This window comes from Paenibacillus sp. sgz302164 (genome assembly GCF_056120505.1).
Map to the genome: position 1 here is coordinate 62,447 of NZ_JBVYOL010000029.1, position 24,507 is coordinate 86,953.

At 46.9% G+C, this 24,507-nt stretch carries 23 protein-coding genes and 2 pseudogenes; 7 read left to right on the top strand and 18 right to left on the bottom strand.

What is annotated here, in order from left to right; genetic code table 11:
• Positions 1–425 precede the first annotated feature (425 nt).
• Entirely contained in the window at positions 426–686 is a 261-nt protein-coding gene (locus AC0LWT_RS32765; RefSeq protein ID WP_474685492.1) for a YqkE family protein, read from the bottom strand.
• 328 nt (positions 687–1,014) lie between these two features.
• Between AC0LWT_RS32765 and AC0LWT_RS32770 the strand changes: the two genes are divergently transcribed.
• A complete protein-coding gene (locus AC0LWT_RS32770; protein WP_474685493.1) occupies positions 1,015–1,620 on the top strand; it encodes a GNAT family N-acetyltransferase in 606 nt (201 codons plus the stop codon).
• A 112-nt stretch (positions 1,621–1,732) separates the two neighbouring features.
• Here the strand turns inward: AC0LWT_RS32770 and AC0LWT_RS32775 are convergent, their stop codons facing one another.
• Genes AC0LWT_RS32775 through AC0LWT_RS32785 form a run of 3 tightly spaced genes read right to left on the bottom strand, consistent with a single transcriptional unit; the run spans position 1,733 to position 3,732 of the window.
• Complete coding sequence (locus AC0LWT_RS32775; protein WP_474685494.1) at positions 1,733–1,894, bottom strand: hypothetical protein; 162 nt, start codon at positions 1,892–1,894, stop codon at positions 1,733–1,735.
• Positions 1,895–1,939: 45 nt separating this feature from the next.
• Complete coding sequence (locus AC0LWT_RS32780; RefSeq protein WP_474685495.1) at positions 1,940–2,548, bottom strand: TetR/AcrR family transcriptional regulator; 609 nt, start codon at positions 2,546–2,548, stop codon at positions 1,940–1,942.
• Positions 2,549–2,562: 14 nt separating this feature from the next.
• Positions 2,563–3,732: a YhgE/Pip domain-containing protein gene (locus AC0LWT_RS32785; RefSeq protein WP_474685496.1), complete on the bottom strand. Its 1,170-nt coding sequence runs from the start codon at positions 3,730–3,732 to the stop codon at positions 2,563–2,565.
• 386 nt (positions 3,733–4,118) lie between these two features.
• On the opposite strand from AC0LWT_RS32785, the gene AC0LWT_RS32790 reads away from it, so the two are divergent.
• Positions 4,119–5,393, top strand: a complete 1,275-nt coding sequence (locus AC0LWT_RS32790) for a right-handed parallel beta-helix repeat-containing protein (protein WP_474685497.1) — start codon at positions 4,119–4,121, stop codon at positions 5,391–5,393.
• Between the two features lie 15 nt (positions 5,394–5,408).
• Positions 5,409–6,845 (top strand): pectate lyase family protein, encoded by a 1,437-nt coding sequence (locus AC0LWT_RS32795; RefSeq protein WP_474685498.1) that lies wholly within the window; start codon positions 5,409–5,411, stop codon positions 6,843–6,845.
• A gap of 98 nt (positions 6,846–6,943) precedes the next feature.
• Here AC0LWT_RS32795 and AC0LWT_RS32800 read toward each other — a convergent pair whose 3' ends face one another.
• The 4 genes from AC0LWT_RS32800 to AC0LWT_RS32815 all read right to left on the bottom strand — a co-directional run bounded on the left by AC0LWT_RS32800 (position 6,944) and on the right by AC0LWT_RS32815 (position 12,075).
• On the bottom strand, positions 6,944–8,176 hold the full coding sequence (locus AC0LWT_RS32800; RefSeq protein ID WP_474685499.1) for an NAD(P)/FAD-dependent oxidoreductase: 1,233 nt from the start codon (positions 8,174–8,176) through the stop codon (positions 6,944–6,946).
• A gap of 854 nt (positions 8,177–9,030) precedes the next feature.
• Positions 9,031–9,810 carry an EcsC family protein gene (locus tag AC0LWT_RS32805; RefSeq protein ID WP_474685500.1) on the bottom strand — a complete coding sequence of 260 codons (780 nt, stop codon included), beginning with the start codon at positions 9,808–9,810 and terminating at the stop codon, positions 9,031–9,033.
• A 544-nt stretch (positions 9,811–10,354) separates the two neighbouring features.
• Positions 10,355–11,008, bottom strand: coding sequence for a hypothetical protein (locus AC0LWT_RS32810; protein ID WP_474685501.1), 654 nt, complete (start codon positions 11,006–11,008; stop codon positions 10,355–10,357).
• Positions 11,009–11,205: 197 nt separating this feature from the next.
• On the bottom strand, positions 11,206–12,075 hold the full coding sequence (locus AC0LWT_RS32815; protein ID WP_474685502.1) for a sigma-70 family RNA polymerase sigma factor: 870 nt from the start codon (positions 12,073–12,075) through the stop codon (positions 11,206–11,208).
• A gap of 360 nt (positions 12,076–12,435) precedes the next feature.
• On the opposite strand from AC0LWT_RS32815, the gene AC0LWT_RS32820 reads away from it, so the two are divergent.
• The 3 genes from AC0LWT_RS32820 to AC0LWT_RS32830 all read left to right on the top strand — a co-directional run bounded on the left by AC0LWT_RS32820 (position 12,436) and on the right by AC0LWT_RS32830 (position 15,571).
• The gene (locus tag AC0LWT_RS32820) at positions 12,436–13,077 is read left to right on the top strand and encodes an NAD(P)H-dependent oxidoreductase (protein ID WP_474685503.1); all 642 of its coding nucleotides are present in this window, start codon (positions 12,436–12,438) and stop codon (positions 13,075–13,077) included.
• A 372-nt stretch (positions 13,078–13,449) separates the two neighbouring features.
• Positions 13,450–14,361: an SDR family oxidoreductase gene (locus tag AC0LWT_RS32825; protein ID WP_474685504.1), complete on the top strand. Its 912-nt coding sequence runs from the start codon at positions 13,450–13,452 to the stop codon at positions 14,359–14,361.
• A 334-nt stretch (positions 14,362–14,695) separates the two neighbouring features.
• Positions 14,696–15,571, top strand: coding sequence for a LysR family transcriptional regulator (locus tag AC0LWT_RS32830; RefSeq protein WP_474685505.1), 876 nt, complete (start codon positions 14,696–14,698; stop codon positions 15,569–15,571).
• Here the strand turns inward: AC0LWT_RS32830 and AC0LWT_RS32835 are convergent.
• From AC0LWT_RS32835 to AC0LWT_RS32865, 7 genes are all read right to left on the bottom strand, one after another.
• Positions 15,552–16,655, bottom strand: coding sequence for an AbrB family transcriptional regulator (locus AC0LWT_RS32835; RefSeq protein ID WP_474685506.1), 1,104 nt, complete (start codon positions 16,653–16,655; stop codon positions 15,552–15,554). The genes AC0LWT_RS32830 and AC0LWT_RS32835 overlap by 20 nt on opposite strands.
• A gap of 103 nt (positions 16,656–16,758) precedes the next feature.
• The gene (locus tag AC0LWT_RS32840) at positions 16,759–17,937 is read right to left on the bottom strand and encodes a MalY/PatB family protein (RefSeq protein WP_474685507.1); all 1,179 of its coding nucleotides are present in this window, start codon (positions 17,935–17,937) and stop codon (positions 16,759–16,761) included.
• Positions 17,938–17,985: 48 nt separating this feature from the next.
• A complete protein-coding gene (locus tag AC0LWT_RS32845) occupies positions 17,986–18,720 on the bottom strand; it encodes an amino acid ABC transporter ATP-binding protein (RefSeq protein WP_474685508.1) in 735 nt (244 codons plus the stop codon).
• A 13-nt stretch (positions 18,721–18,733) separates the two neighbouring features.
• A complete protein-coding gene (locus AC0LWT_RS32850; protein WP_474685509.1) occupies positions 18,734–19,402 on the bottom strand; it encodes an amino acid ABC transporter permease in 669 nt (222 codons plus the stop codon).
• 59 nt (positions 19,403–19,461) lie between these two features.
• A complete protein-coding gene (locus AC0LWT_RS32855) occupies positions 19,462–20,295 on the bottom strand; it encodes an amino acid ABC transporter substrate-binding protein (RefSeq protein WP_474685510.1) in 834 nt (277 codons plus the stop codon).
• Positions 20,296–20,628: 333 nt separating this feature from the next.
• Positions 20,629–20,967 (bottom strand): hypothetical protein, encoded by a 339-nt coding sequence (locus AC0LWT_RS32860; protein ID WP_474685511.1) that lies wholly within the window; start codon positions 20,965–20,967, stop codon positions 20,629–20,631.
• 252 nt (positions 20,968–21,219) lie between these two features.
• Positions 21,220–21,771 carry a hypothetical protein gene (locus AC0LWT_RS32865; RefSeq protein WP_474685512.1) on the bottom strand — a complete coding sequence of 184 codons (552 nt, stop codon included), beginning with the start codon at positions 21,769–21,771 and terminating at the stop codon, positions 21,220–21,222.
• A 197-nt stretch (positions 21,772–21,968) separates the two neighbouring features.
• Here AC0LWT_RS32865 and AC0LWT_RS32870 point away from each other — a divergent pair.
• Positions 21,969–22,082, top strand: a pseudogene (locus tag AC0LWT_RS32870) (deoxyribonuclease V); the annotation flags it as partial.
• 175 nt (positions 22,083–22,257) lie between these two features.
• Here the strand turns inward: AC0LWT_RS32870 and AC0LWT_RS32875 are convergent.
• The 3 genes and pseudogenes from AC0LWT_RS32875 to AC0LWT_RS32885 all read right to left on the bottom strand — a co-directional run.
• Positions 22,258–22,698, bottom strand: a complete 441-nt coding sequence (locus AC0LWT_RS32875; protein ID WP_474685513.1) for a toxin-antitoxin system YwqK family antitoxin — start codon at positions 22,696–22,698, stop codon at positions 22,258–22,260.
• Positions 22,699–23,172: 474 nt separating this feature from the next.
• Positions 23,173–23,625 carry an SUKH-3 domain-containing protein gene (locus AC0LWT_RS32880; RefSeq protein WP_474685514.1) on the bottom strand — a complete coding sequence of 151 codons (453 nt, stop codon included), beginning with the start codon at positions 23,623–23,625 and terminating at the stop codon, positions 23,173–23,175.
• Positions 23,626–23,637: 12 nt separating this feature from the next.
• Positions 23,638–24,507: pseudogene (locus tag AC0LWT_RS32885) on the bottom strand (hypothetical protein); the annotation flags it as partial.

The window sequence follows — 24,507 nt, forward strand, 5'->3', positions numbered from 1 at the left end:
CGGAGCTGGTGTGTACCACGCCTCTCCTTCACAGTTTGCGGAGCTGGTGTGTACCACGCCTCTCCTTCACAGTTTGCGGAGCTGGTGTGGTAGGACAAGGCAGCTTAGCAGGGAGAAAACCTGCGAAAGTACAGGTTTTTCCCGTGGAATTGGTTTATTTTGGCGAAAAACCTGCAAAAGTGCAGGAATTTCCTCTGAAAGTGAACCTGAACCCATGTCCCCGCTGAAAAGCCTGCACTTTTGCAGGAATTCTTCGTAGGCAGCGATCAGGGACGCAAATTCATGTATTTTTGCAGGTTTTCTTCGTGCAACCAGGCAGTTTGTGGCTATCGACTGTGACGCGGGAGGTTCTCAACATTCTGAAGCTGCCTCTCGATGGTGGGCCGTCCGCTTCGCCACCGTTCGACATTGTCGAACGAACGGGTTTACTTATGTTTGCGCCAGTCCAGGCTGCTCTTGTTCAGCAAATGCTCGAAGTCGTTTTCGAGCCGCTTCTCCTCCGCTTTGCGCGCTGCTTCCGCCTGCTTGCGGGATTCTTCTCTGCGCTCCGCTTCCTCGGCTTTCATTGCGTCCGCTTGCGCCTTCAGCCGATCCACGACGTCCGGGCGCAGCAAATCCTTGAGCGTAGCCGGCTTCTCCTGGGCAGCAGGCTCGAGAGAAGCCTGGGGCCGTTTTTTCTTTACCATTGCATTCACCTCTGTTTCTATCCCCTATTATACTGCTTTCAGCACTTTGTATAAAATATAGTTATCCCAGAACCATATCAGCAGCTTATCCCGCTAAATGGCAGTCGAGCATGATCTTATCCAGATGGTAACTTCGATTAAAATCAAACTATCCATAGCATCTTTCAAGGGTTGCAGATTACGCTAAGAGATAATGCCGGATTTCGCACAAAAACGTACAAGTCTTAAAAATGCTCCCCAAAGGTTTTTCTACATGTAACGAACCGAGCACCCTTATTTCGTGGTAAACCGCCCGTATTATAACAATACAGACAAGAGGGGAACCGAGATGCAAACCGAATTAACTACGATGCGCCTGGAAACGGAGCGCCTGATCATTCGTCCTTATATTGAAAATGATTTGATGGAATCGTTTGAGCTGATGCAAAACCCGGAATTGTTTACTTATATGCATATGGGCGTCTTGTCATCTGAAGAATATAAAGGACTATTCAAGTGGCTAATCGACAGTTACAATACCCCCTTCGACATGCCGTTTAAATACTCATTTGCGATTCGAAGCAAAGCAACAGGCGCTTTCATTGGCTGGTGCGGTGTGGGCGTGCTTGATTTCATTGCTCCTGATAAAGAATTGTATTATTTGATTGGCCGTGATTATTGGGGTAATGGTTATGCAGCTGAAGCAGCAGCCGCGTTGGCAGCCTATGCCTTCGATGTTATTGGATTAGACCGATTGTTTGCTAAGGCCCATTCACAAAATACAGCGTCATTGGGAGTTTTAAAAAAGCTGGGCTTTGTATTCGATCGTGAACTAAGGGGCTTGGCAGGGGATTTCGAGGAGTGCAACGGCGAGTTATTGCATGTTCTCACAAGAGGAAAGGTTTCGCGAATTGGCCGGAATTCATCCGATTTAGGGAATGTCATCTTGCGATGAGCGGAATTTTTCGAACCCCCTTACTACCTTGCCCATTCATTCCGTTAAATGTTAACGATGTAAACTTTCCGGGATAACGCAACATGAAGCCGCTCGTCAGAGAAACTGACTTTTATTCCGGCCGATTCCCATCGGGGATCAGGATCGAATTCGGCAATCCGCAATCAATCGTGGAGTTGGAGCCTGGCAAGATGGCCCTGGACTTGGGCAGCAGCGCGGTCGTTTGCGGCCGGCTGCCCGTCAGGCGGTCACAGGCGGCCTCATACAAGCGCAAGCTTGATTTTCCCGATGGAGCGCGGCGGCGTTGCACCGATCCGGTTCATATCGGATCTCCTCCGGCATGCTCCGGGACTCCAAGCATCCGGAAGACATACAACGTTATATACTTGGACATATCCTCATATGTAATGGGCTTTTCAAGCAAAGGTTCCACCACCATAGTATTGGGAGGAAAAAACACCATTCCCATAATGCCTGTCATGGCATAGTCCATAGATTCGAACCGGAAAACAGATAGCCTCCGGCCCTCCTCCAGAATTTGCTGCAGCAGTTCCCATATCGGAAGCAAATGCCCGCGTATCATCTCCGCACGTTTGGAGCGCGTCGTCATCTCCCGGGAGGTTATCACCATCAGCTCCGGCTCTTCAAAGCGGTAGCCAACAATAGAGCTAATAAAAGCCTTCAGCGCAGCGCCGGGATCACCTATTAATTGATAAAAGAGCTCATATCTCTCCGGTCTGTAATAGTATTCGTAGATGGCTTTGAACAACTGTTCCTTTCCGCCAAAATGATAAGACACGAGAGCCGTGTTGGCTCCTGCCGCTTCGCAAATCTGGCGAAGACTTGTCGCATCGAAGCCCTGTTTGGCAAACAGCATTTTGGCGGCCTGGAGTATTCTTTGCTTGGCGGCGAGTTCGCCTTGATTCACTAGCCTCTTCCTTTCTAAGCCGGATTTGAAGCCTTATGTCCGAACCTTTCTTCATTCATTGCAGGCTTTGGCTTCTTAAGCATAACCGCAAGGACGCTTACGCTCAAGCAAACTGCCATTGCCAGGAACAGCATGCCAACAGAATAGCCGACGGACGGGCCTCCAAAAATCAGGTTCATCATGCCGTTAACAGCATAGGTCGCCGGTAAATAATCGCTTATGCCATGGTAGAATCCGGACAGCAGCTCTCTTGGAATCGTAGCTCCCGAAGTGACAAGCTGGACCGACAGGCTGATGATGTTAAGCAGCATGCCGGGCATTCCCAATAACAGCAGGAACATCTGGGAGTAGAACATAAAGGTGGCCAGGAACAAGCTTTGGAACAGCCAAATGGATACATAGCCTCCTTCGCTCTGCCCGCCGAACGCCAGTACCAATGCGGAGCCGATTGCCGATATGATCAGTGAAGACACGAGATTGATAACCACCCGAGCCCCGAAGATCGACCATCTGCCCGCGCGTGCGCCTACTGCCATGGCGGCTTGCTGCATATTCAACTGCATAATCATGGCGCCGACAAAAGAAGCCAGCAACATCATCATCGGCAGCATCTGATTATTCATCCCGTTAACCGGATGCAGGGAATGGGCATCGGACACCACTTTTTCCGATAATCCTTGAGCCATATTTTGAGCCTGTTGAGCAGGCACCTGCAGTTGGCCGAGAGCAGCTTGTACCCCCGCCGCCACCGTCTCTTTATTAGCGTTCGCCGTAATAACAGCCGTTACTCCCTGCATGACGCTCTTGATCATCTGGGGATTCGATTCGTTGATATAATATTCAACTTTCGCTTGCTGACCCGGAGTTTGCAATTGTTTGGTGAAATCCGCGGACAACGCCACAACCAGGTGAACCTCTCTGTTTTCCAGTTTATCCATGGCGGCTTGCCGGGATTCGACTTTTTCCGCGGAAAAAGGCAGCTGCTCCTTCAGCTTGTCGGCGATCGTTTGACCCACTCCTGAGTCTTCACTGACCAAGGCGATTTTAAGATGATTGACGTTGTCCGTTACTCCTTTGTATCCCGTCATCCAAATGACGCAGAAAATAATCTGAAACATGAGCGCTGTCAGAATGGCGCTTTTGGCTGCCGGATGTTTCATCAGTAAGGATAATGCGTGTTTCATGTGCTCCCCCTATTAATTAAACGATTGATTAATTTGACACAACCAAATTTATCACATTAAAATCAGCGGTGTCAAGCAAGGACTTCTGCATCCAATCGGCCATAGAACAAGAAAATTATGGCCTTTTTACCAACGTCTTATGTAATGATTATTTTCTTAAAAATTGATTATAGACACAAAAAAAGCCTGTATTTTCAAGCCAAAAACAAGACAACAACATAATGATTATTGCAGCAATCCGCGGAATTCGGTATACCTGAACTTGCAAGCCCACAAAATTCCAAAGTTGCAAAGGCGGTGATTTATGAAAGCGTTTGAGCGGCATGCGGCCGTACTCGGACATGCAGGTGTATAAAACCATTTATTTTTAGGAGGATGTGGATTATATGGAAAAAAAGAAACTCGTAAAAACCCCGGCAGTCGTTTTATCTTCACTTCTTGCAGTTGCAGTGATGGCCCCTGCGCCTATGGCTATGGCGGCGACAAACATTTATGTGGCGCCTAACGGCAAGGACAGCAATGCGGGAACGCTCGCAAGCCCGACTACGCTGACGGCAGCCATTGCCAAAGCAGCCCCTGGTGACATCATTTACATGCGCGGTGGAACCTACGCTTACTCGACGCAAATTACGATCGAACGGACGAACAACGGAACATCAAGCGCCAAGAAGCAACTCGTGGCTTATAACTCGGAAAAACCTGTGCTCGATTTTTCCTCGCAGCCTTATAATTCTTCCGACGTTTCGAAGAACGCCAGAGGCTTGCAGATCAACGGCAGCTATTGGACGATCAAAGGGCTGGAAGTTAAAGGCTCGGCTGATAACGGCATCTATGTCGCGGGCAACAACAACCGCGTTGAGAATGTCGATGTCCATCACAATCGGGACACGGGCCTGCAGATCGGCAGGTACAATTCCACAGCGCCCAAAAACGAGTGGCCAAGCAATAACGAAATCGTGAATTCCTATTCCCACGATAACTTCGACCCGGACAACGGGGAAGATGCCGACGGATTCGCGGCGAAGCTGACAGTCGGACCGGGCAATGTTTTTGACGGATGCATTGCGGCTTACAATACGGACGACGGTTGGGATCTCTTCGCCAAGCAGGAAACCGGCGCGATCAGCCCGGTAACGATCAAGAACAGCATCGCGCACCATAACGGACAAACTTCGTCAGGCCAGTCGACGAGCAACAGCGACGGCAACGGCTTCAAACTGGGCGGCGATAAAATTGCCGTCAATCACATCGTCACAGGCTCCATCGCGTATCAAAACAAAAAACACGGCTTCACCTACAACAGCAATCCGGGCTCGATCACGCTCAAAAACAATACGTCGTTTGACAACGGCCAGAGCAATTTTGCCTTTGACGCAGGCACGCACCAGTTCAGCAACAATTTGTCCTATAAAGGCGGGGCCAGCGACAAAACGAGCGGAACCGACGTGCAAAGCACGAATGTTTGGTGGAAATCCAGCAAAAGCACGAATGCCAAAGGGCTGGTTGCCAGCGACGCCGACTTTGTCAGCTTGACGCCTTCTCTGTCCCGCAACGCGGACGGTTCCCCGAATCTCGGGAATTTCCTGAAGCTGGCTAAAGGAAGCGATCTGATCGGCTCAGGCACGCCCTCCGGCACAGATATCGGCGCGGCAGGCCACTAATCGAGGAGGACATACATGCATACTTTGAAATTGGGAAAAAGAATTGAAGTTTATACGGCGTTAATGTTGTCGCTGCTGCTTGCCATCTCGTTAGTACTCCTGTCTCCGCTGAATGCTTCAGCCGCCAACGAGTACGACCTGACAGGCTTCTCGGCCGGCAATGCAGGAGGCGGCAATATCGCCGAAACGGATTCGCGCTACAAAAAAGTATACAACGCGACGGATTTGGCCGCTGCGCTCAAGAAAGGTTCCGGGGTCAAAGTCGTCGAGATTATGAACGACCTGAATCTGGGCTGGAACGAGCTTCCGTCGGCAGCCAAAACTTCTCCTTTCAGCGCGCATAACAGCGCCCTTACGCATCCTGTGCTCAAAACGACCGGCGTCAGCAAGCTGACGATCGACAGCTTCAACGGTTTGACGATCTTTTCCGCGAACGGCGCGAAGATCAAGCATGGGGCCATTACGATCAAACGCAGCTCCAATGTCATTATCCGCAACCTCGAATTCGACGAGCTGTGGGAGTGGGACGAATCGACCAAAGGCAATTACGACAAAAACGACTGGGATTATGTGACGATTGAAGAAACAAGCAAAGTGTGGGTCGACCACTGCACGTTCAACAAAGCTTACGACGGCGTGCTCGATGTGAAAAAAGGAAGCAGCGGCGTTACGGTTTCTTGGTCCACTTTTAAGGCGGATGACCGCAGCTCGAACAGTTGGGTAACGCAGCAAATCAATGCGATGGAGGCCAATCAATCGGCTTATCCGATGTACGCTTACTTGAGAAGCAGCGTCGTGGGCCTGAGCAAGAACGATATTATCGCTATCGCAGCGTCACAAAAGAAAGGCCACCTCGTCGGTTCGACCGAATTCGCCTCCGACAATGCGGACCTTGAGGTTACGCTGCACCACAACTATTATCAGGACGTTCAGGACCGTATGCCTCGCCTCAGAGGAGGGAATGTACACGCCTATAATATCGTTATGGATAGCGCCGGAGCACGGGCTGCCAGCAAAAAAATAACTTCCGCCATGGAATCGGCGATAAGCTCGAAGGGCTACCATTTCGGAATTACGAGCAACGGAGCCATTTCCACCGAGGACGGAGCCGTACTGGTCGAGAAGTCGCAAATCATCGACGTCGTGTTCCCGATCCGCAACAATCAGGCGGATGCGTCTAACGCAAGCTACACAGGCAAAATCCGCGCGCTGGATACGATGTACTCCCTGGACGGCTCCTCGTTCAGAGGCAGCAGCGACACATCCGGCAGTCCGCTCGCTCCTGTCCCTGCGGCAGTGAAAGCTTTCTCTTGGAACAAATTCAGCACTCTGCCTTACAGCTATACGCCAGGCGATCCTTCCACGCTAAAAGCGAGACTTACCGCTTCCAACGGGTCGGGCGCCGGCAAACTGAGCTGGGCCAAGCAAAACTGGCTGCTGACGAGTTATTAATCAGGTGAAATAATCGCCAAAGAGTTGCGCCTTTCGGCAGCCCCGCTGCTTAAAGCGCAGCTCTTTGCTTGTTTCGCCGCTCCATTCCGGCGCTGCCCTCAGCCCGAGACATGATCTTTTCGCGTCAGCGACCTTTGCTTGAAAATCATCTTTTTCCAGACCAACGGCACGCCGCCGATCATGAGCAAATACCGGGCGTCAATGACTTTTTTCAAAAGTGCGGCCAGGCGGCCTTTGACCTTTTTCACCTTCAACAGCCCGATCGCTTCCCCTCTTCCCAGCGAGGCTACGGTTCCCTTGTAATCATATGCAAAAGGCTGCAAAGGCCGCGTCCGCGCCAAATGGATGAGATTGCGCGCCACGCTTACGCCCTGCTGCACCGCGATCTGTCCATTGGCGGGATACGGCGCGCCCTCCGGACTGATCACGAGTGAGCAGTCCCCGACGATGAATACGTCAGGGTGCTGGCAGGAGCGCAGGTATTCGTCCACCTTGACCCTGCCGCGCTGCACCTCAAAACCCGCCGACTCCAGCAGCGAGTTGCCGCGAATCCCGCCGGACCATACCACGGTCGCCGACCGGATAAACTCGCCGTCCCCCAGCAGCACACCTTCCGGCGTACACTTCTTGATCGGAGTCGACAGCTTATATTGGACGCCCTTGCGGCGCATAACGTCCATTCCGTACTCGACCAGGTCGGCCGGCATACCCGGCGGAAGGGCGACCGGCGACGCCTCCACATTAATGATTTTAACCAGCGCCGGGCTCACATCGTAAGTCCTGCACAGCACGGGGACACGGTCGGCCAGCTCACCGACGAATTCGGTGCCCGTGAAGCCCGCTCCGCCGACGACAAAGGTCAAATAATCTTTGCGCTCCGGCTCCATTTTGTATTTGGCGAACATGTACTCGATGTGCTGGCGGATAAAGCGGACGCTGTTGATGCTTTTGATCGACATGGCGTGCTCCTTCATTCCCGGGATGCCGAACGTCTCCGTTTCGCTGCCCAGCCCGACGACCAAATAATCGTACGATAAAGTTCGATCTTCCAGTACGACCTGCTTCTCCTCCGGAATAATTCGGGTGACCGTCGATTTAATAAACTGCACCTTCTTTTCATCGATCAGCTCCGCAATGCTCACCCGCGCATTGTCATGGTGGTCGGTGCCTGCCGCCGGCATGTGCAGATGCGTTGTGATGTAGTGATAGTGATGCTTGTTGACGAGAGTCACTTCGATCTCGCCAGACCTGATTTTCTTTTGCAGCCTGATCGCCGTCACAATCCCGCCGTAGCCCGCTCCGAGAATGACAACTTTGAGCTTTGTGCCCATAACAACCACTCCTCCGATTCTTTTTGACTAACCAATAGTTTGTGAAAAAAAGAACATGCATGAGCGACAAAAAGGATGCGCTTTGACTTGGCAGCAATCCATCATGTGTTTGGATGCACGGAGGGCAAATGCTGGACTTGTTTGCGCCTCTTGCATGTTTTTGGAATGTGAAAATTATCACAAAATACCCCGTGGCTGTTCCCCAGTCGACCTTTTTGTGTGTGCCAAGCGTCTGGCTGAAAACCCGCCGTCCCAGATGTCACAGCCGAATCGACGGTCTGCAGGTTAGGTTGTGAAAAAAATCACATCATCGGTTTAGCACTATTATATAACCAATCAGCTTGTGTTGTAAATCACTAAAATGCCCTGATTTCCGGCCACCGCCACCGTCTACATCTGCGTCACTGTCAGTGTCAACGCCTGGCCGGTTCCCGATTTACGTCAGGCTCAAACTGCCCACCCTGGCTTGAGGGCTGACGCACCGCACGCAGCCCTCAGCGCGCGGTGTTGCACCGCATGTCGGCGGTCGGGCGACCATGTCGCAACAGGCAAAAACTGCAAAAGTCAGGCTGTTGAGCAACTCGCACGCTAGAGCCACCAGCACATTTACTTAGCAACGCGGGGAAAGCCTGCAAAAGTGCAGCTTTTTGCTCGTTCATACGCTGATAACGGAAAATTCCTGCAAATGTGCAGGTTTTTCATCGAACACATGAGCTCAGACCCATTTTGAGCGGAAATTCCTGCACAATCGCAGGTTTTTCCCCGAAACGAGCCGCTCCCAACAAAAAAACCTGCTTTTTCGCAGGTTTTACCGGCTTCCCGAGCCGCTTAACGAACGGCTGGCCGCACCGTCGTCAATCTCCCCCGGATAACTTCTCTTTATCATGCAGCCTTCTGATGCGAAAACAGTTCATCCCCGCCTCCCCCAGTTCCTCCAACAGCCCGTAATTCGCCCATGCTCCCACGACAGCCCCGATGCCGGGAATAAGCTGCAGCATTTTGCGAAAATCGATCGTATCCCGGTATTCCTGCTGCAGTTGCAGCCAGTCCACATGATCCGTGTACGACGCGGCCGGCGGCAGCGCCACCGCTATATCGTCCCAGCCGTGAATCGCGGCCAGAAGCTGGGGCTTTTTGCTTTGACTCGAGAAGGCAAGCTGAAACACATACAAAATAAACAGGCGCTCCCGGTAATCCCGCGTCGAGTAACCGTAAGCGTGGGCCAGCTCAAACAGGAACTTCATCTTGATGCCGATAAGGATCGGAAAATCCGCGAGCCCGAGCAGTATCCCTCCCGCTCCCGTACCGGCGCCTTCGGCGGCGGCGATCTTTTTGTAAAGGGACAGCAGCTCTTCGGCTTTCGCATCACTCTCGGCCAGCGTTGAACCGAACATCGGTTCATGGCTCGGAATGAAATTCATTCCGAATAAAGTCGACTGAACGATGCCTTTCACCGTTACTGTAATCGTCTGGTGCACTTTTTCCGGTATCATCTTGTTTATGCGCGTCTGGACGGATCTGGAAGTTTTCTCCACCAACCCCGGCGCCTTGTGCAGCCTGATTTCCCAGCGTTTCAGCTTTTTGATCATTTGCTCTTCGTACAACGTAAAATCGGCTGCCACCGGCTTCACCATCCATGCCCTTGTTTATTACCGCCAGTATACAATACGGCGCTCCCGATCTTCAAATTCAGTTCAAAACATTTGACATCACAACGCATATATGTTGATAGAAACTTTCTCTTCCCGTGGTCGCGCACTACCTCCAGCCCGAGGAAATGGCAGTACTCTCCCGAAGTGTATCTCGGACGCTACAAAATTTCGCACACGACTTCTCATTTATAAACTGACGAAGGAACAGATTGCGTCTTTGCTGATAAAGAAACAGAAAGAGTCCAGTGAATTTCAAAGGAAGTTGTATCTGAGAAGGGCGATCAAAATACGGAAAACTAATGCTAAGGACTTCGTTGGAACTACCCCATTTATGTCTACTTTGTTATAATTCTGATGTAATGGGAATAAATTGGAGGAAAGGAGGGGATTAATTGTTTATTCACTGGAGTAACATATTTTTGTTTTTGGGAATATTAGCAATACTTGTCGTGGGTTTAATTATTTATATAAAAAAAAATAAAAAAGAGAGACTCACAATATCAAGTGAATCTCTCTTTTTTATTTCTTACTGTTTAACTTCAGCGGACCATTCTACAACAGATCCATTGTTGTTCCACTCAAATAATCCTCTGTGATAAATGACAGATAAAAAGACAAGTCCTGTAAAAGATTGATCTACGGCAAAGCTAGCCACATCATTCGACCAATTACTTTGAGTATAAGTATTTGTAGCAGTAATCAGTTGACTACCACCCACGAATCCATATCTAGTGATTTCCACTTGTCCTTTTGCTTTTGAAGGATAATCACCTTGAGCAATTACCGTTGTTGCTAAATGGCTATTCAATGTTCCAACCGTATATGTTCCAGAAACATACGCACATCCTCTTTTTGAATTACTCGATTCATATTTACAGTTATTCCCTCCCAAACTGTAATCCAAATCGGTACCAGACAGTGGCAAGCTGTTAGCGTTTTTATCAAGTATATCCTTCTTTTTCTTGTTTGCTTCAGTCAAGACACGATCAATATCTTCCTGATTTTTATAAATTTTTATTGTAACTGTTTCGGTATAACCGTCATGTTGAATTACCGTTGTTCCTTCTTTTAGATCACCCAAAGGATTCTCTTTTTCAGGTGAAGCAGCTGATGCAGAAAAAACACTAGTAAAAACGAAGACAAGAGATAATGCAAAAGCTAATATTTTTTTCATTTCCATTCCATCACTCTGCAAGTTGTTTGACAACTCCAGGAGTGGCATTTGAATCGAGAAGATACGGACCGGGACAAGCCCTATAAAGACCTAATCCAGTCTGTATACGACCGATATGATGATAAATACGGATTCTGTCGTTGAAGTAACAGGCAAAATAGCGTAATACTAGGCAATATCTGCTTCCGTGACACAACTGCGACTCAATCGCTCAACACCGCCAGATCAAGCCGGCTTATGCGCTGGGGATCGGAGATCAAGTCGACCTCGGTAATCTTTCCCTGATTTATCGTAAATTTGAGCACATAGAGCACCCTGCCTCGAGGAGCCGCAACGATTCCTACTGTTCCGTTCACGAGGACCGGCTGTGCTGCGGTTTGTGCACGTCCCGAAACTTGTTTTGCCAGCCCGACCGCCCCTCGTGTTACCCTTGAAGACCCGGTCTGACGATCGTCTCGAAGTACAACGTCCGGATCGAGCGCAGCGACAAGAGCATCAAAATCGCCTGCATGCGCCGCAGCAAGAAAAGCCTGGACAACCTCGCGTTGGAGAGCAAAGTCGACTTCCGGCATTGCCTTTGCCCCGCGAACGCGGCGGCGTGCCCGGCTCGCCAACTGCCTTGCAGCGGTCTCCGATTTCCCCACAATTGGCGCAATCTCTGTGAAAGGCACGTTGAAAATATCGTGCAGCACGAATGTGATCCGTTCCGCAGGATTCAGATTACCGAGCACGACTAGTAAAGCAATACCGACAGAATCAGCCAATATGGCTTCTTGTTCAGGATCGATCATATTCTCATGGCTCGCGAAGGTCTCGGACAAGTGTGTTTCTATTGATTCTTCACGTCTAGCTTTTCGCGACCGCAACATATCGAGACAAATCCGCGAGATAACGGTGGTCAACCAGCCTCCCATGTTCTCTATCCCTCTTGCATCCGCACGGCTAAGACGCAGCCAAGTCTCCTGTACCGCGTCCTCCGCTTCGCTCAATGACCCGAGCATACGATAAGCCACTGCCTGAAGGTGATTCCTGCGTGCTTCGAATTCATTAGCCAGCCGAACCAATTCGCTCATCACTCATACTCCCTTGTACAAAAATGAGATAAACCTCTATCGAAGTCTTTCGAAGTAGAGCGACCGCGTTTAGAGGTAGGTTTATTCGCCAATAAGAATGCTGTTCCGCTAAAAAAGCCTCCATAAATACTGACGAATGAAATCCGGACAATGTGACGAGAGACACGACGCCGATTATTTGTCACAGATCCCGAGGGTCCATTCGTCAGCATAGTAAGGAGCCAAAATCGGCTCTTATCAAAAAATAAAGGAGTGTTTCACATGCAATCATAATGTCGCCCTAACGTCTCCGCAAGACAGATCGCAAAAATTACGGTAGGCAATCGCTTTTCATAAAAAGAGAAGGTAGGTATTTCCAATATGACAACAGTATTATATATTACGGCAAATCCGCACAATCAAGAAAAATCATACAGCATGTTAGTGGCTAATGAGTTTGTACAGGCTTACCGATCTGCAAATCCGAATGATGAAGTTATCCATCTTGATCTGTATAAAATCGATATACCTCAACTTGATGCCGATGTTTTCAGCGGTTGGGGCAAGCTGCAAGCAGGTACTGCATTTGAAAATTTGACCGAAGCGGAGAAAATGAAACTAACCCGTCTTAGTGAGCTGGTGGACCAATTTGTGGCCGCAGACAAATATGTATTTGTTACTCCGATTTGGAACTATTCGTACCCACCCGTCATGAAGTCATATATCGACTCCATTTGCGTTGCAGGCAAGACTTTCAAATATTTACCGGATGTCGGCCGGGTTGGCTTGCTGGGTGATAAAAAAGCAGTTCACATTCAAGCTAGCGGAAGCTTCTTGTCACCGGGCTCAGATGATGCGGACTTAGAAATGGGTCACCGTCACCTGAAGGCCATTATGGAATTCGTTGGAATTCCTGGATTCGAAGGGATTTTTGTTGAAGGTATGGCCGCGAAACCCGAGCAAGAGCCTGCGATAAAAGAAAAGGCGATTCAACAAGCGCGCGAGGTTGCCCGAAGATTTTAACGAATTAGACAGACATGTCTAGGCACGATTCTATTCGAATTTTCATACTTATTTTTCGATTTTACGAGATCAGTACAATTTCTGTATGAATTTAGAACAGATTTCCACGATGTGCAAGTGGCAGCGGTTGCCAGACCGGCTCCCATCTTATCACTTTCCTGAACCCCAGTCGAACTGGGGTTTTTTATCATTTGAAGCGCTTGTCTTTTGTGTAAGTTCTCTCCCGGAGCACTTTCATCACTGCAGCAAGTTTCTGATCCCGGCTAGCTCCCGTTACCAATGCGATTTTGAATAACCTTCAATTACTATGACACAAGCTGACATACTTAAGGTTTATAGTGGGTGATAGATCAATGAAAGGAGTAACAAACGATGAAACCTTTAAATGGAAAAGTAGCTTTGGTGGCAGGTGCGACACGCGGCGCCGGCAGAGGAATAGCTATCGAATTAGGAGCGGCTGGGGCTACTGTTTATGTGACAGGACGTACGACACGGACGCAAAGTTCTGAGTACAATCGTCCTGAAACTATTGAAGAAACCGCTGAACTTGTAAGTAATGCGGGCGGTCGAGGAATAGCGGTTCAAGTGGATCATCTGGATCCTGATCAGGTACAGGCTCTAATTGCCCGCATTGAGAATGAACAAGGAGGACTGGACATCCTGGTCAACGATGTATGGGGAGCTGAATATTTGACGCAGTGGAACGTGCCCGTGTGGGAGCACTCCCTTGACCGGGGGTTTCGCATGCTTCGGCTTGCGATTGACACGCATATTATTACCAGTCACTTTGCGCTCCCCCTTTTAATCCGAAAAAAGAATGGACTGGCCATTGAGATAACGGACGGCACGGCAGAATACAACGATAGAAACTACCGTCTATCCCTGTTCTACGATCTGGCCAAGACGTCTGTCATTCGTATGGCTCAGTCTTTAGCCCATGAACTTTCGCCATATACATGCACTGCAGTAGCAGTGACTCCAGGTTGGATGCGTTCTGAAATCATGCTTGATCACTTTAGTGTTAAGGAAGAAAGCTGGCGTGACGCGACTGCGAAGGAACCTCATTTCATCATCTCGGAATCGCCCCGTTTTGTAGGGCGTGCCGTTGCCGCGCTAGCCGGAGATCCGGAAGTTGCCCGATGGAACGGTCGCTCTGTTTCAAGCGGCGAGCTCGCACAAGTGTATGGTTTTTATGATCTTGATGGCTCACAGCCAGACTGCTGGCGGTATCTTGTAGAAGTACAGGAAGCAGGCAAACCGGCGAATGCTTCCGGTTACCGCTAATACCGAACTCAAGCGTTCTGTAGAATGTGTATGGTCCTTACGAACTGTTTGTGATGACGCGGCTGCCGGGTATGTATCGGCAGCCGCGTTGCGCTATCAGGCAGTTTAGCGTAACAAGGTATGTTGGAGTATTTAATTTTTCCGGCTGTTCCTGTATAATTAATCATAATAATTTTAAATGGTTATCGTCCATTTTTATAATTTATTTTTATGGCAGGAGCATACCAATGGAAGAAAAAGACTGGATCATTCTGAAAACATTATATTTGAAAAAAAATNTTTTAAATGGTTATCGTCCATTTTTATAATTTATTTTTATGGCAGGAGCATACCAATGGAAGAAAAAGACTGGATCATTCTGAAAACATTATATTTGAAAAAAAATATAACCAAAGCTGCGGAGCAGCTTTACATCTCCCAGCCGGCTCTGACATACCGTATACAGCAGTTGGAGAAGGAATTCGGCGCCAAGATCGTATCCCGAGGCAAAACGGGTGTGGAGTTTACTCCCCAGGGCGAATACCTGGTCAAATATGCGGAGCAAATGCTGCATGAGCTCAGAAGGACCAAAGAGCGCATTTTGAATATGAACGATCAGGTCGTAGGCACATTGCGGCTCGGCGTTTCCGCAAGCTTCGCGCGGTACTATTTGCCGCCGCTGCTCAAAAGCTTCGTCCGTCAGTACGGCGGAGTGGAAATCAATGTGAAAACCGGATTGAGCCCCGAAGTGTTGTCCTATGTCCAGAAGGAAGAAGTGCATCTCGGCATCCTGAGAGGAAACCACAGTTGGTCGGAGCAATCGCTGCTGCTGACCAGCGAGCCCCTCTGCCTCATCGCTAAAGAACCGATCGATCTCCATGATCTTCCGAGCCTTCCGAAAATCAATTACGTCATTAATGATTCCCGCTTGCGGCAAGATATCGAAAAATGGTGGATGGAAAGATTTTCGGTACCGCCCCTTACTACAATGGAGGTCGACAGCATCGAAACTTGCGTCGAACTGGTCAACAGCGGGATGGGCTACGGAATCGTTCCGAGCATGAGCCTGCAAAATCATAAGTCGCTGTTCGTTCACAATCTCCGGACCAAAAACGGCGACCCGATTATTAGAGAAACGATGCTTATCTATCGCAATGCTTCGTTGGAATTTTCGGTTGTCAAAGCATTTGTTGATTTTATGAGTAATGATCTTAAGAATGTTCTCGGTTAAAGGGCCGGCGAAATATTTTTTTTAACGCAACCGGTATGATGAACAAAACGAAGAATACCCGGAACAGCTGATAGGCCGCAACATTTGAAACGTCGGCATGAATGGCCGCTGCCGTAACCCCCATCTCCGGCAAGCCGCCCGGCGCTATGCTTAAAAACGCCGTTACAAAGCTGATCGGCTGGGTCAGGCTCAGCATGTACGCGATCGCCAGCGTCATGCCTACAAGCAGAACGCTTCCGGCAAGACTGTAAGGCAGAAGACGGCGCCAGCCGCTTAACGCCTTGAGCTTGATGCCTTGCCCAAGATAGATGCCGATGCACAGCTGCGCTATAATGACAACAAGCTGCGGCAAGTGCGGCAGGGCAATGCCGGACGCCGAGATAACGGCGGAAGCGATAAGCGGTCCGATCAGCCAAGGGTTCGGAAATTTGAACCTTACGGCGAAAATGGCAGCCGGAAGTACCAGCACGATTGCGACGGGTAGCATGAACCATGAAGTGCCGGAGATTGACAGGATGCTGTACGCTTGCGGCCGGGAACCGTCCTCCGCAGCGGCTGCAGCAGCCAGACCGTGTACAGCGACAAAGGGCACCATAAATGTAACCACCAACATCCGGATTGTTTGCATGAACGTAACGATTGTCGGTTCCGCACCTTCAATTTCTTCGCTTAACGGAACCATTTGCGAAATCCCTCCGGGAATACACCCCATAATACTGCTCGGAAGACTGATTCCGGTACGTTTGGCTATAAAGAAAGCCAATCCCAGGCTGGAACCGGTCAGCAAGGCGGTGGAGATGGCCATAGAGGGCAGCGAGACGGCTATTTGCCGGGCGCTCTCTGCGGTAAACGACAGCCCCATGCTGTATCCCAAAAGCATTTGTCCCCCGTTTCGCAAGCCTGTCGGCCAGTATAACTTACTCTTAAAAGCAACCTGCCATACCAGAACCGCTGCAAGCGGCCCTAGCATCCAGGCGAGCGGAAAATGCAAAATCGTAAAAAGGGAACCTCCTATACTGGCAATCAGAACCGTTTTGACGATTTGCCATACATGTATCTTTTTAATGCCGGTCAATCCGAACATGAAGCAACCTTCTTTCACAGGACAAGTAATTCAAACCGGAATTGTACGGCGGCACACTGTCTCTGCCAATATCTACACGCAGCATACATGCCTCCGCCAGCGGCTAACGCCATGCATTCACCGCACGCTCAATCCGTTCCAGAGCTTCTTGCAAGACGGCCCTGCGGCAGCCGATGTTCATTCGCATAAAACCCGCCCCTTCCTCGCCGAATATCATGCCGTCATGCAAGCCCACCTTGGCCCGTTCCAGCATAAAGGCCCGCAGTTCTTGCTGAGGCATGCCCAACTGCCTGCAATCCAGCCACATTAAATACGTCGCTTCCGGTTTAATGACGTTAACCCCGGAAATATTGCGTTCAAAATAACCCGTCAGAAGGCGTACGTTTTCCTCCAAATATTGAACCAACTGATCCGCATAATAACCGCACTCCTTATAGGCCGTTTCAAAGGCCAACGTACCGAAAACGGTTCTACCGTCAGCTTTGTTCGCCGCAATTGTCTTCTCATAGGTACGGCGAAGCATTTCGTTCGGAATAATGATAGCTGCCGTGCGAAGTCCGGGGATATTGAACGTCTTGCTCGGGTTCAGACACATGATGCAATTATCCCTAATTTCCCCGGACAACGACGGAAAAGGTATATGATTATGGCCTTCGTAAACGATATCGGAATGAATTTCATCGGACACGACAATAACGCCGTACTCCAGACACAATTCGCCGATGCGGGTTAACTCTTCCCAGGTGTATACCCGACCTACAGGATTATGCGGGTTGCACAGCAGCATCATTTTCGTTTGCGGATCCTTCAGCTTTTGTTCCAGGTCTTCGAAGTCGATTTCATATTTCCCGTTTCGAAGCAGCAAATTATTCTGCACTTTGGTTCTTCCGTTGTTGGCGATGAGATGGTGAAATGGATGATACACCGGGGACTGGATCAATATATTGTCTCCCGCTTGCGTGAATGCTTGCACCGCATTAACCAGTCCGTTAACTACCGCCGGAGCATAAACAACCCAATCTTCGTCGATATGAAAATCGAAACGTGCGTGCAACCAGCTTTTGACCGACAAATTAAAGCTTTTGCCGCTCAGCGTATATCCGTATACCCCCAGCTCCGCTCTTTTCACCATGGCATCAACGATCGGCTGGGGACATTTAAAATCCGTATCTGCAATCCACATCGGAATGACATCTTCAGGATAAAAATTATGCTTCTTGGAATCGGTTCCTCTAAGTTCTATGATCTCGTCGAAATTATGTGTGCGCACTAATCCGCTCATTATGCCACCTCTTTTATAAGCATTTAACCTGCAGCAATCCCCTTGGCATTAACTGGAAAGCTGGCTCAAAAACTTTTTCGTACGATCGTTTTGCGGGTTCGAGAAAATGTCCTCCGGTCCGCCTGTTTCGACTATTCTCCCGTCCGCCATAAAAATAACTTTGTCGGCAACCTCACGGGCGAACGACATCTCATGGGTGACGATAATCATCGTTGTATTCTTGTCAGCAAGCTGACGCATAACATTCAGCACTTCGCTGACCAATTCGGGGTCCAGGGCGGAGGTCGGCTCGTCGAACAATATAACATAGGGATCCACGGCAAGCGCGCGGGCGATTCCGACCCTCTGCTGCTGCCCGCCGGATAAGGTGGACGGGTAATTATCGAATTTGCCCGATAGTCCAACCTGCTCCAGCAATCGCTCGCCAATCGGCCTGGCTTCGCCTTCCTTCATTTTTTTGACGGCAATCAACGATTCGATCACATTTTGCAGAGCGGTTTTGTTTTTGAACAAGTTATAGTTTTGGAATACCATAGCGCTCTTTTGTCTCAAACGGTACATATCCTTCTTGCCCAACTCTTGCATATTCACGGCGACATCGTCTATGATAACCGTTCCTTCCTCGGGTACTTCCAATAAATTCAGGCATCTTAGCAGCGTCGATTTTCCGGATCCGGAGGGACCTATAATAGCGGCAACCTCTCCTTTGTTAACCTCCAATTCAATATCATGCAGCACCTGGAGATCATGAAATTTTTTCCGCAAGCCGTTCACTTTAATCATTCCGTGCTCCCCCCTAACGGTATGGTTTGTTTAATTTGACTTCGATTTTGGTCTGGATCATCGTAAACAGCACGGTAATAATCCAATAAACAATAGCGACGGCCAGGAAGCTTTCGAAAAATTTATACGTCGATGCCGCAGACATTTTCGCTTGGGCAAAAATTTCGGCTACGCCCACAGTAAAAGCGAGCGAGGTCTCTTTCACCAAAATAATAAAGAAATTTCCGGTCGACGGTACAGCGATCCTCGTCGCTTGAGGCAGCACGATGCGCCTCATCGTTTGCCACTTGGTCATACCCACGGATAAACCCGCTTCCAATTGCCCGTTGTCAACCGAAGTAATCGCCGCCCGGAAAACTTCAGATAAATAAGCGGCATTCCGAAAGCTCAAACCGATGATCACGGCAGTAAAAGCATTAACGAAGCTCATTGCCGGAAATAGCTGGGGAAGCCCGAAGTAAAACAGGAAAATTTGCACAATGGTGGGAGTTCCACGGAAGAAAGATATATACAGATTGGCCAGCGGGCTGATTATCTTCACTTTGCTTTTTGTAATAACCGTCAGTATCAACCCTAGTACAATCGCAAAGAACATGGCGACCAGCGCCATAATCAGCGTGAGATGAACATATTTCAGCAGCTGCGGAAAAAGACTTATCATATAATTCAGGTCAAAATTCATTGCGTTCACCACCCGGAAAAATTGAAGTTAAGCTTTAAGCGCTTCTCCGCTCTGGAAGCTTATTTCTTGCTGATATCTTGCTTGTAAAACTTTATAGACAACTGCGACATAGTCCCGTCCTTTTGCAATTCCTCAAGAGCCTTATCGAACTTGTCCTTTAATGCCTTGTTCTTATCGTTTTTTACAAACGGGAAGGCGATAATGTAATCCTCAAACGGTTTCCCTGCGAACTGCAGCGGCAAGCCGGATTTTTCAATTTTGACAAGACCGCTCGCTTTATCGACAATGTAGGCGTCCACCCTGCCGTTGGCAACGTCATAGACAATACCGCTCGGATCCTCATACGTGACAATGTTCATTTTGACTCCTTTTTCATTATCATAATCGCGTAGAAATTTTTCTTTATTCGTGCCTAACCCGACCGCTATCTTCTTGCCTTTCAAATCTTCCAGCGATTTAATCGAATCATTTCCTTTTTTGACAACCAGTTGGCCGCCCGAGTATACATAAGGAATACTGAACAAATATTTTTCTTTACGCTGGTCCGATATCTCCACTTGGTTGGCGATCGTATCGATTTTACCGGCGTCCAGCATCCCGGATAGTCCGCTGAAATCGGCCGTTATCCATTCCACCTTGTAACCGATTTTGCCCGCGATCGCTTTTATCGCCTCGATATCAAAGCCGTCCAGCTCCTGCTTCTCATTTTTGTAAGAATGCGGCACGCTTCTGCCCGATGTGCCTACCCGAAGCACCTTTTCTTCTCCCGCCTCCGTCTTCGATGCATCTTGCGGTCCGGCCGCCGGAGCGGTTGTTTGTGTGCCGCACGCGGAGCTTGATAAAACAACGGCTGCCAGCACGCTGGCTAAAAACGATTTTCTGATTGTCGACATTTTCAATGACCTCCCTGATAATGTTATATTATTTAACAATACAAGAAATATACAATCCCATAATACTGCCTTTCTATATATAAATATAATAGTTAATTTTTATCTTCCTGAATAAAAGGAGATTATGAATGAATTTATGTCATTAAATATAACACATAAATATCATTAAACTAGTCATTATCGATCCTCATGGATTTCATCGGTGTACGAGAAAAAGGAGCTTGCCGCGGCAAGCTCCTTTCCTTTGCGTGATTTTCATCTTAACTGTTCGTCGTTTCGATAGAAGTGAAAGTCCATTCCCGGACGTTGATCCAGTAATGCAATTCCCAACAGTTAAATAGACCTATTTTCTATTTTTTCAATCAATGTCCAATCTGCCCCTTCTCCAAGTTCAACATCTATCTCTTCCAATAATTTGAATCCTTCTTGCTCAATGCCTGCGTCATACCCATACAGTTCAAAATATCGTTCTTTAACCTGTACGAACCAAAAATAAATACTATAATAAATGCTTGGTTTGTCCAAAGGTATTGAATTGGCATTGTTCTTCAAAAAAGAATACCGTGATAACAACTCATTTAATTGGACATCATCAATATTTGCATTGTAGAAAGTCCTCAATTCTTCATCAAAAATAAACTGTTTCACTTCGTCTGCTTTTAAAATTTTCATATTCAACACCTGACCTATTCAGGGAAGCATTTAATAACAATATCCATATTTTTAGATTTAAACAGATTTGTCAATTGCTTTACAATCTCACCATCAGAAACTAACCATTCTATCTTATATTAATGCTACCGTCGCTATGATGACTGCCGGAACTACCGCTACCACGGCCACAACCGCGAGTGTGCCCAATTGGTTGACTGATGAGTTCATTCGGCACTGGGTGGGGTCAGTTTTCATCAACCGCCCAATACCTTAACAATCAAAAGGGGAATAATCAAGATTTTCCAATAGATCATCATATTGATTTTTGAGCAACTCTAGATATTTCCCGTTAAAAATGTATTTTCCATCTTTATAGAAAAAAATTTCTTCCCCAGATATATGGTAAAATATCCCTTCAGTTTTGAGCGACTCTAAAATTGAAAAGGAAATTTCATACATTGTTTTATAGCCAAGTTCATAACGTTCACAAAATTTATCTAATTCAAATGTTACTGTTTCTTGATAAACAAAGTTGTGTTCTAGAAACATTGTTTCATAGGAAAAGGCAGGGTGATCCGGTGAATAACTATTTTCATAGATACTTATTCTCAAACCGATACTTAAAGAAAATTCATCAATCAAAAATGAATTATGATATTTATGCAAATAATTAGCCTTAAGATTTTTCTTTTTCAACAAATTTATTAACCATGTTGCATCCGTTTTTTTTCGTTCACTTTCAGCGAATATTCCATTTATTAGTTCCTCTCTCTTTATGGAATTGGTTGGAAGAAGTATATCATCGCCTTCGTGTTTAACCACCTACACAACTATGTTCTGTTGCCAAACGTCGATTCATCTTTTTTTTCGCCAAGAGCAACGATCCATTGGAAGCCATTGAATTACAGCGGGAATTAGCTCAAAAAGTGATTACCGAGGATGGGCTTGATCCGATCCATCATGTTGCCGGAGTAGACGTTGCTTATAGTAAAAACAATGACACGCTAATTGCAGCGATTGCCTGCCAATGGATACTTAAACTTTCACCGAAATATCGGTTGCCCGAAACGACTCGGCAAGCCGATCAGCTTGTGAAAAAGACGTTGTCGCTTCACAACCATTCCCTGAGTTAATAAAAGATGGGCGAAAACCGCCCATCTTAGACTACCTAGTAAGCCACTACAAAACCCATCGAGTCTTTAGCATCCAAAAGGCTTCACAACCGTATCGTAACGGATAAAGATATTTTTACCGGACTATTATCTCCCTAAAGACTCCACATCTAATGTTTATAATTATTGCTCATAATTATTGCTCTAGCTTATAACGGCTTCTATATTCAGGAATTCTGTCACGAACAACATTATAGCTTGGATCTTCTTCACTTATTTCCGATGTTTCTACTATATCTCCTGTTTCATCATAAGTTATAGTAATTATGTGAACATTTCTAACCACAATACTTTGAGATCTTAACCGACCATGCTTATAGAACTCTTTTGCTATACCGTTTGTGGTATTATGATCAGTCTCATTTAATTCCTGTAACTCGCCTGTGGGGTAGTATACTCTCTCAATACCGGTTCTCAAACCATCTTGCACCTCAAATTCCCAAGCAAGAACCCCATTATTATAGTCTACTATTACTCCGTTAAAAGGTACTGTTTTATTCTGATCAATATAAAAGATATGTTCACCGGTATGAATATCATTTTCAACAAAAAGATCATAATAATTCATCTTTTTCATACATCCACATCCTAAATTTTTTTACTTTTAAAACAACCACTTATGAAGAGGCATTAGTTATGGCCTACACTATTAATTCCATCTGTTAAATAACGACAATGCTCACAACGGATCTTTGTTACAAGGTTACCATTTCCATCAAGTTTATATAAATCAATATTATGCAAGAATAGTTCCGAGATCGTCGAACGGTCACCAGGAAGTCCTGATTCTCTTCTTGTTTTTAATACTTGATCCAGTGCTCTTAACTCTGCGAATGATTTTCAAAAAAACTGCAAGAAAACGAAGCTAATAAAAAGCAGGTCAATCATGGTGTATCTGACCATAATCAACCTGCGCATTGTATCGCAATAGCGTTATTTAGGTTACAAATTTAAACGTTGATGTGCGTACAAACGAACTGGGGAAATTTTAATATTACATGGGTAATATATGTTATTGGTTGAATGATGGATTCATTCGGTACTCGGTACTCTAGTTCTCCTCATGGATTACTTTTAGCTCTTTACCTTCGCATAAATTATTAAGAGCTTCATACATGTCGCCCCCAATTTCCCAAATATAGTAATCGTCTCGGACTCCATAAACTTTCCCCGCCTCAGACATAAACATTACCGCATTATCTCTGAAGAGAGTACCAATTACAACCAAAGTCTCTCCAATGATTACTTCATATCTTTTATAATGTTTTCTTTCTAAATCACCCAACCCCTCCTGCGGTTCTATCACAAAATCCTCCAAGTTACCATTATCCTCGTAGATATACTTTAATTCACCAAACTTCTCCAAAGCGCCTTTTACACAATCGAAAACCTTATAACCCTTATCTTCTAAATACTTAACCTTAGAGCTAATATCTATTTTTCTATCTGGAGTCCACCCCGATTCTTTTAATATCTTAATAGTCTTCTCTGAGAATCTTTCCATCTTTGAACCACCTCATTTTTTCCCAAAAGGAATATCTACAATAAATTCTTCAAATGTCATTTTACAATTCCTACACATTTCCTTATACTTGCCATCTTTCGAAGATATGGTACTTAATAAAATATCTTCAAGCTTTGCTCCGTCTTTAAAAGCTTGATTTACCGCTTGAATTTCCGCACAATTCTCTACTTCCCATCTCTCAAAGCTACTTTTCCCTTCTTTATCCATTGCTCTTTGCTTGGTTTTTTCAACCAATTTTTTAGTATCATCAAGTAAATCTGATGCTGATGCTGTTGGATTGAATCTAGGATTCCCTGTTCTAAAGTCTATACCGATACCATTATAACCAGTATAAATTTTTCCAGTCTTCATATCAACAGCAGCTGTTATAACATTTGGAAGATATATTTCGTTCGTAATTGGATCAATATACTTGCCTTCCATAAGTTCTGCTCTTTCTTGTACGAGTTTCTTTCTCGCAATTTCTATAGCCTCGTCTGCGTTTAAAACTCGAGGAACATCATCACCCGTCCCCTTAGAGCCTGAACTACCTCCACCCTTTCCATGGCCAACTGAATCGCCTTCGCTTTTCATATAATTCGATATTTTCCCCGTTGCTTCCTGAAAGAGTTCCCTTAGCGTTGTTGTTTCAGGTATACCTCCAAACACTCCTGCCTTCTGCGGAGCAAACGGGTTAATAAATTCTGCATCCAAAATCTTATTCATATCCTGAGTCAGCTTCGTGTAACTTCTCCCCAGGGTAGTGCCCTTTTCACCCAGTGATCGTACAAACTGATCGAATCTTGCGCTTATGCTTGCAACCTCTGTCACCTGCACCGACTTCGTGCCACTCAGCACCAACTTTTCAGCTTGCATCGCCCT

What these genes read in the sequence shown, in the direction of transcription:
- AC0LWT_RS32815 (WP_474685502.1), bottom strand. Translation starts at nt 12,075, where the DNA reads ATGAGCGAATTGGTTCGGCTGGCTAATGAATTCGAAGCACGCAGGAAT.
- AC0LWT_RS32790 (WP_474685497.1), top strand. Translation starts at nt 4,119, where the DNA reads ATGGAAAAAAAGAAACTCGTAAAAACCCCGGCAGTCGTTTTATCTTCA.
- AC0LWT_RS32840 (WP_474685507.1), bottom strand. Translation starts at nt 17,937, where the DNA reads ATGAGCGGATTAGTGCGCACACATAATTTCGACGAGATCATAGAACTT.
- AC0LWT_RS32875 (WP_474685513.1), bottom strand. Translation starts at nt 22,698, where the DNA reads ATGAAAAAGATGAATTATTATGATCTTTTTGTTGAAAATGATATTCAT.
- AC0LWT_RS32835 (WP_474685506.1), bottom strand. Translation starts at nt 16,655, where the DNA reads ATGTTCGGATTGACCGGCATTAAAAAGATACATGTATGGCAAATCGTC.
- AC0LWT_RS32800 (WP_474685499.1), bottom strand. Translation starts at nt 8,176, where the DNA reads ATGGGCACAAAGCTCAAAGTTGTCATTCTCGGAGCGGGCTACGGCGGG.
- AC0LWT_RS32825 (WP_474685504.1), top strand. Translation starts at nt 13,450, where the DNA reads ATGAAACCTTTAAATGGAAAAGTAGCTTTGGTGGCAGGTGCGACACGC.
- AC0LWT_RS32855 (WP_474685510.1), bottom strand. Translation starts at nt 20,295, where the DNA reads ATGTCGACAATCAGAAAATCGTTTTTAGCCAGCGTGCTGGCAGCCGTT.
- AC0LWT_RS32795 (WP_474685498.1), top strand. Translation starts at nt 5,409, where the DNA reads ATGCATACTTTGAAATTGGGAAAAAGAATTGAAGTTTATACGGCGTTA.
- AC0LWT_RS32860 (WP_474685511.1), bottom strand. Translation starts at nt 20,967, where the DNA reads ATGAAAATTTTAAAAGCAGACGAAGTGAAACAGTTTATTTTTGATGAA.
- AC0LWT_RS32830 (WP_474685505.1), top strand. Translation starts at nt 14,696, where the DNA reads ATGGAAGAAAAAGACTGGATCATTCTGAAAACATTATATTTGAAAAAA.
- AC0LWT_RS32805 (WP_474685500.1), bottom strand. Translation starts at nt 9,810, where the DNA reads ATGGTGAAGCCGGTGGCAGCCGATTTTACGTTGTACGAAGAGCAAATG.
- AC0LWT_RS32785 (WP_474685496.1), bottom strand. Translation starts at nt 3,732, where the DNA reads ATGAAACACGCATTATCCTTACTGATGAAACATCCGGCAGCCAAAAGC.
- AC0LWT_RS32770 (WP_474685493.1), top strand. Translation starts at nt 1,015, where the DNA reads ATGCAAACCGAATTAACTACGATGCGCCTGGAAACGGAGCGCCTGATC.
- AC0LWT_RS32820 (WP_474685503.1), top strand. Translation starts at nt 12,436, where the DNA reads ATGACAACAGTATTATATATTACGGCAAATCCGCACAATCAAGAAAAA.
- AC0LWT_RS32810 (WP_474685501.1), bottom strand. Translation starts at nt 11,008, where the DNA reads ATGGAAATGAAAAAAATATTAGCTTTTGCATTATCTCTTGTCTTCGTT.
- AC0LWT_RS32850 (WP_474685509.1), bottom strand. Translation starts at nt 19,402, where the DNA reads ATGAATTTTGACCTGAATTATATGATAAGTCTTTTTCCGCAGCTGCTG.
- AC0LWT_RS32765 (WP_474685492.1), bottom strand. Translation starts at nt 686, where the DNA reads ATGGTAAAGAAAAAACGGCCCCAGGCTTCTCTCGAGCCTGCTGCCCAG.
- AC0LWT_RS32845 (WP_474685508.1), bottom strand. Translation starts at nt 18,720, where the DNA reads ATGATTAAAGTGAACGGCTTGCGGAAAAAATTTCATGATCTCCAGGTG.
- AC0LWT_RS32880 (WP_474685514.1), bottom strand. Translation starts at nt 23,625, where the DNA reads ATGGAAAGATTCTCAGAGAAGACTATTAAGATATTAAAAGAATCGGGG.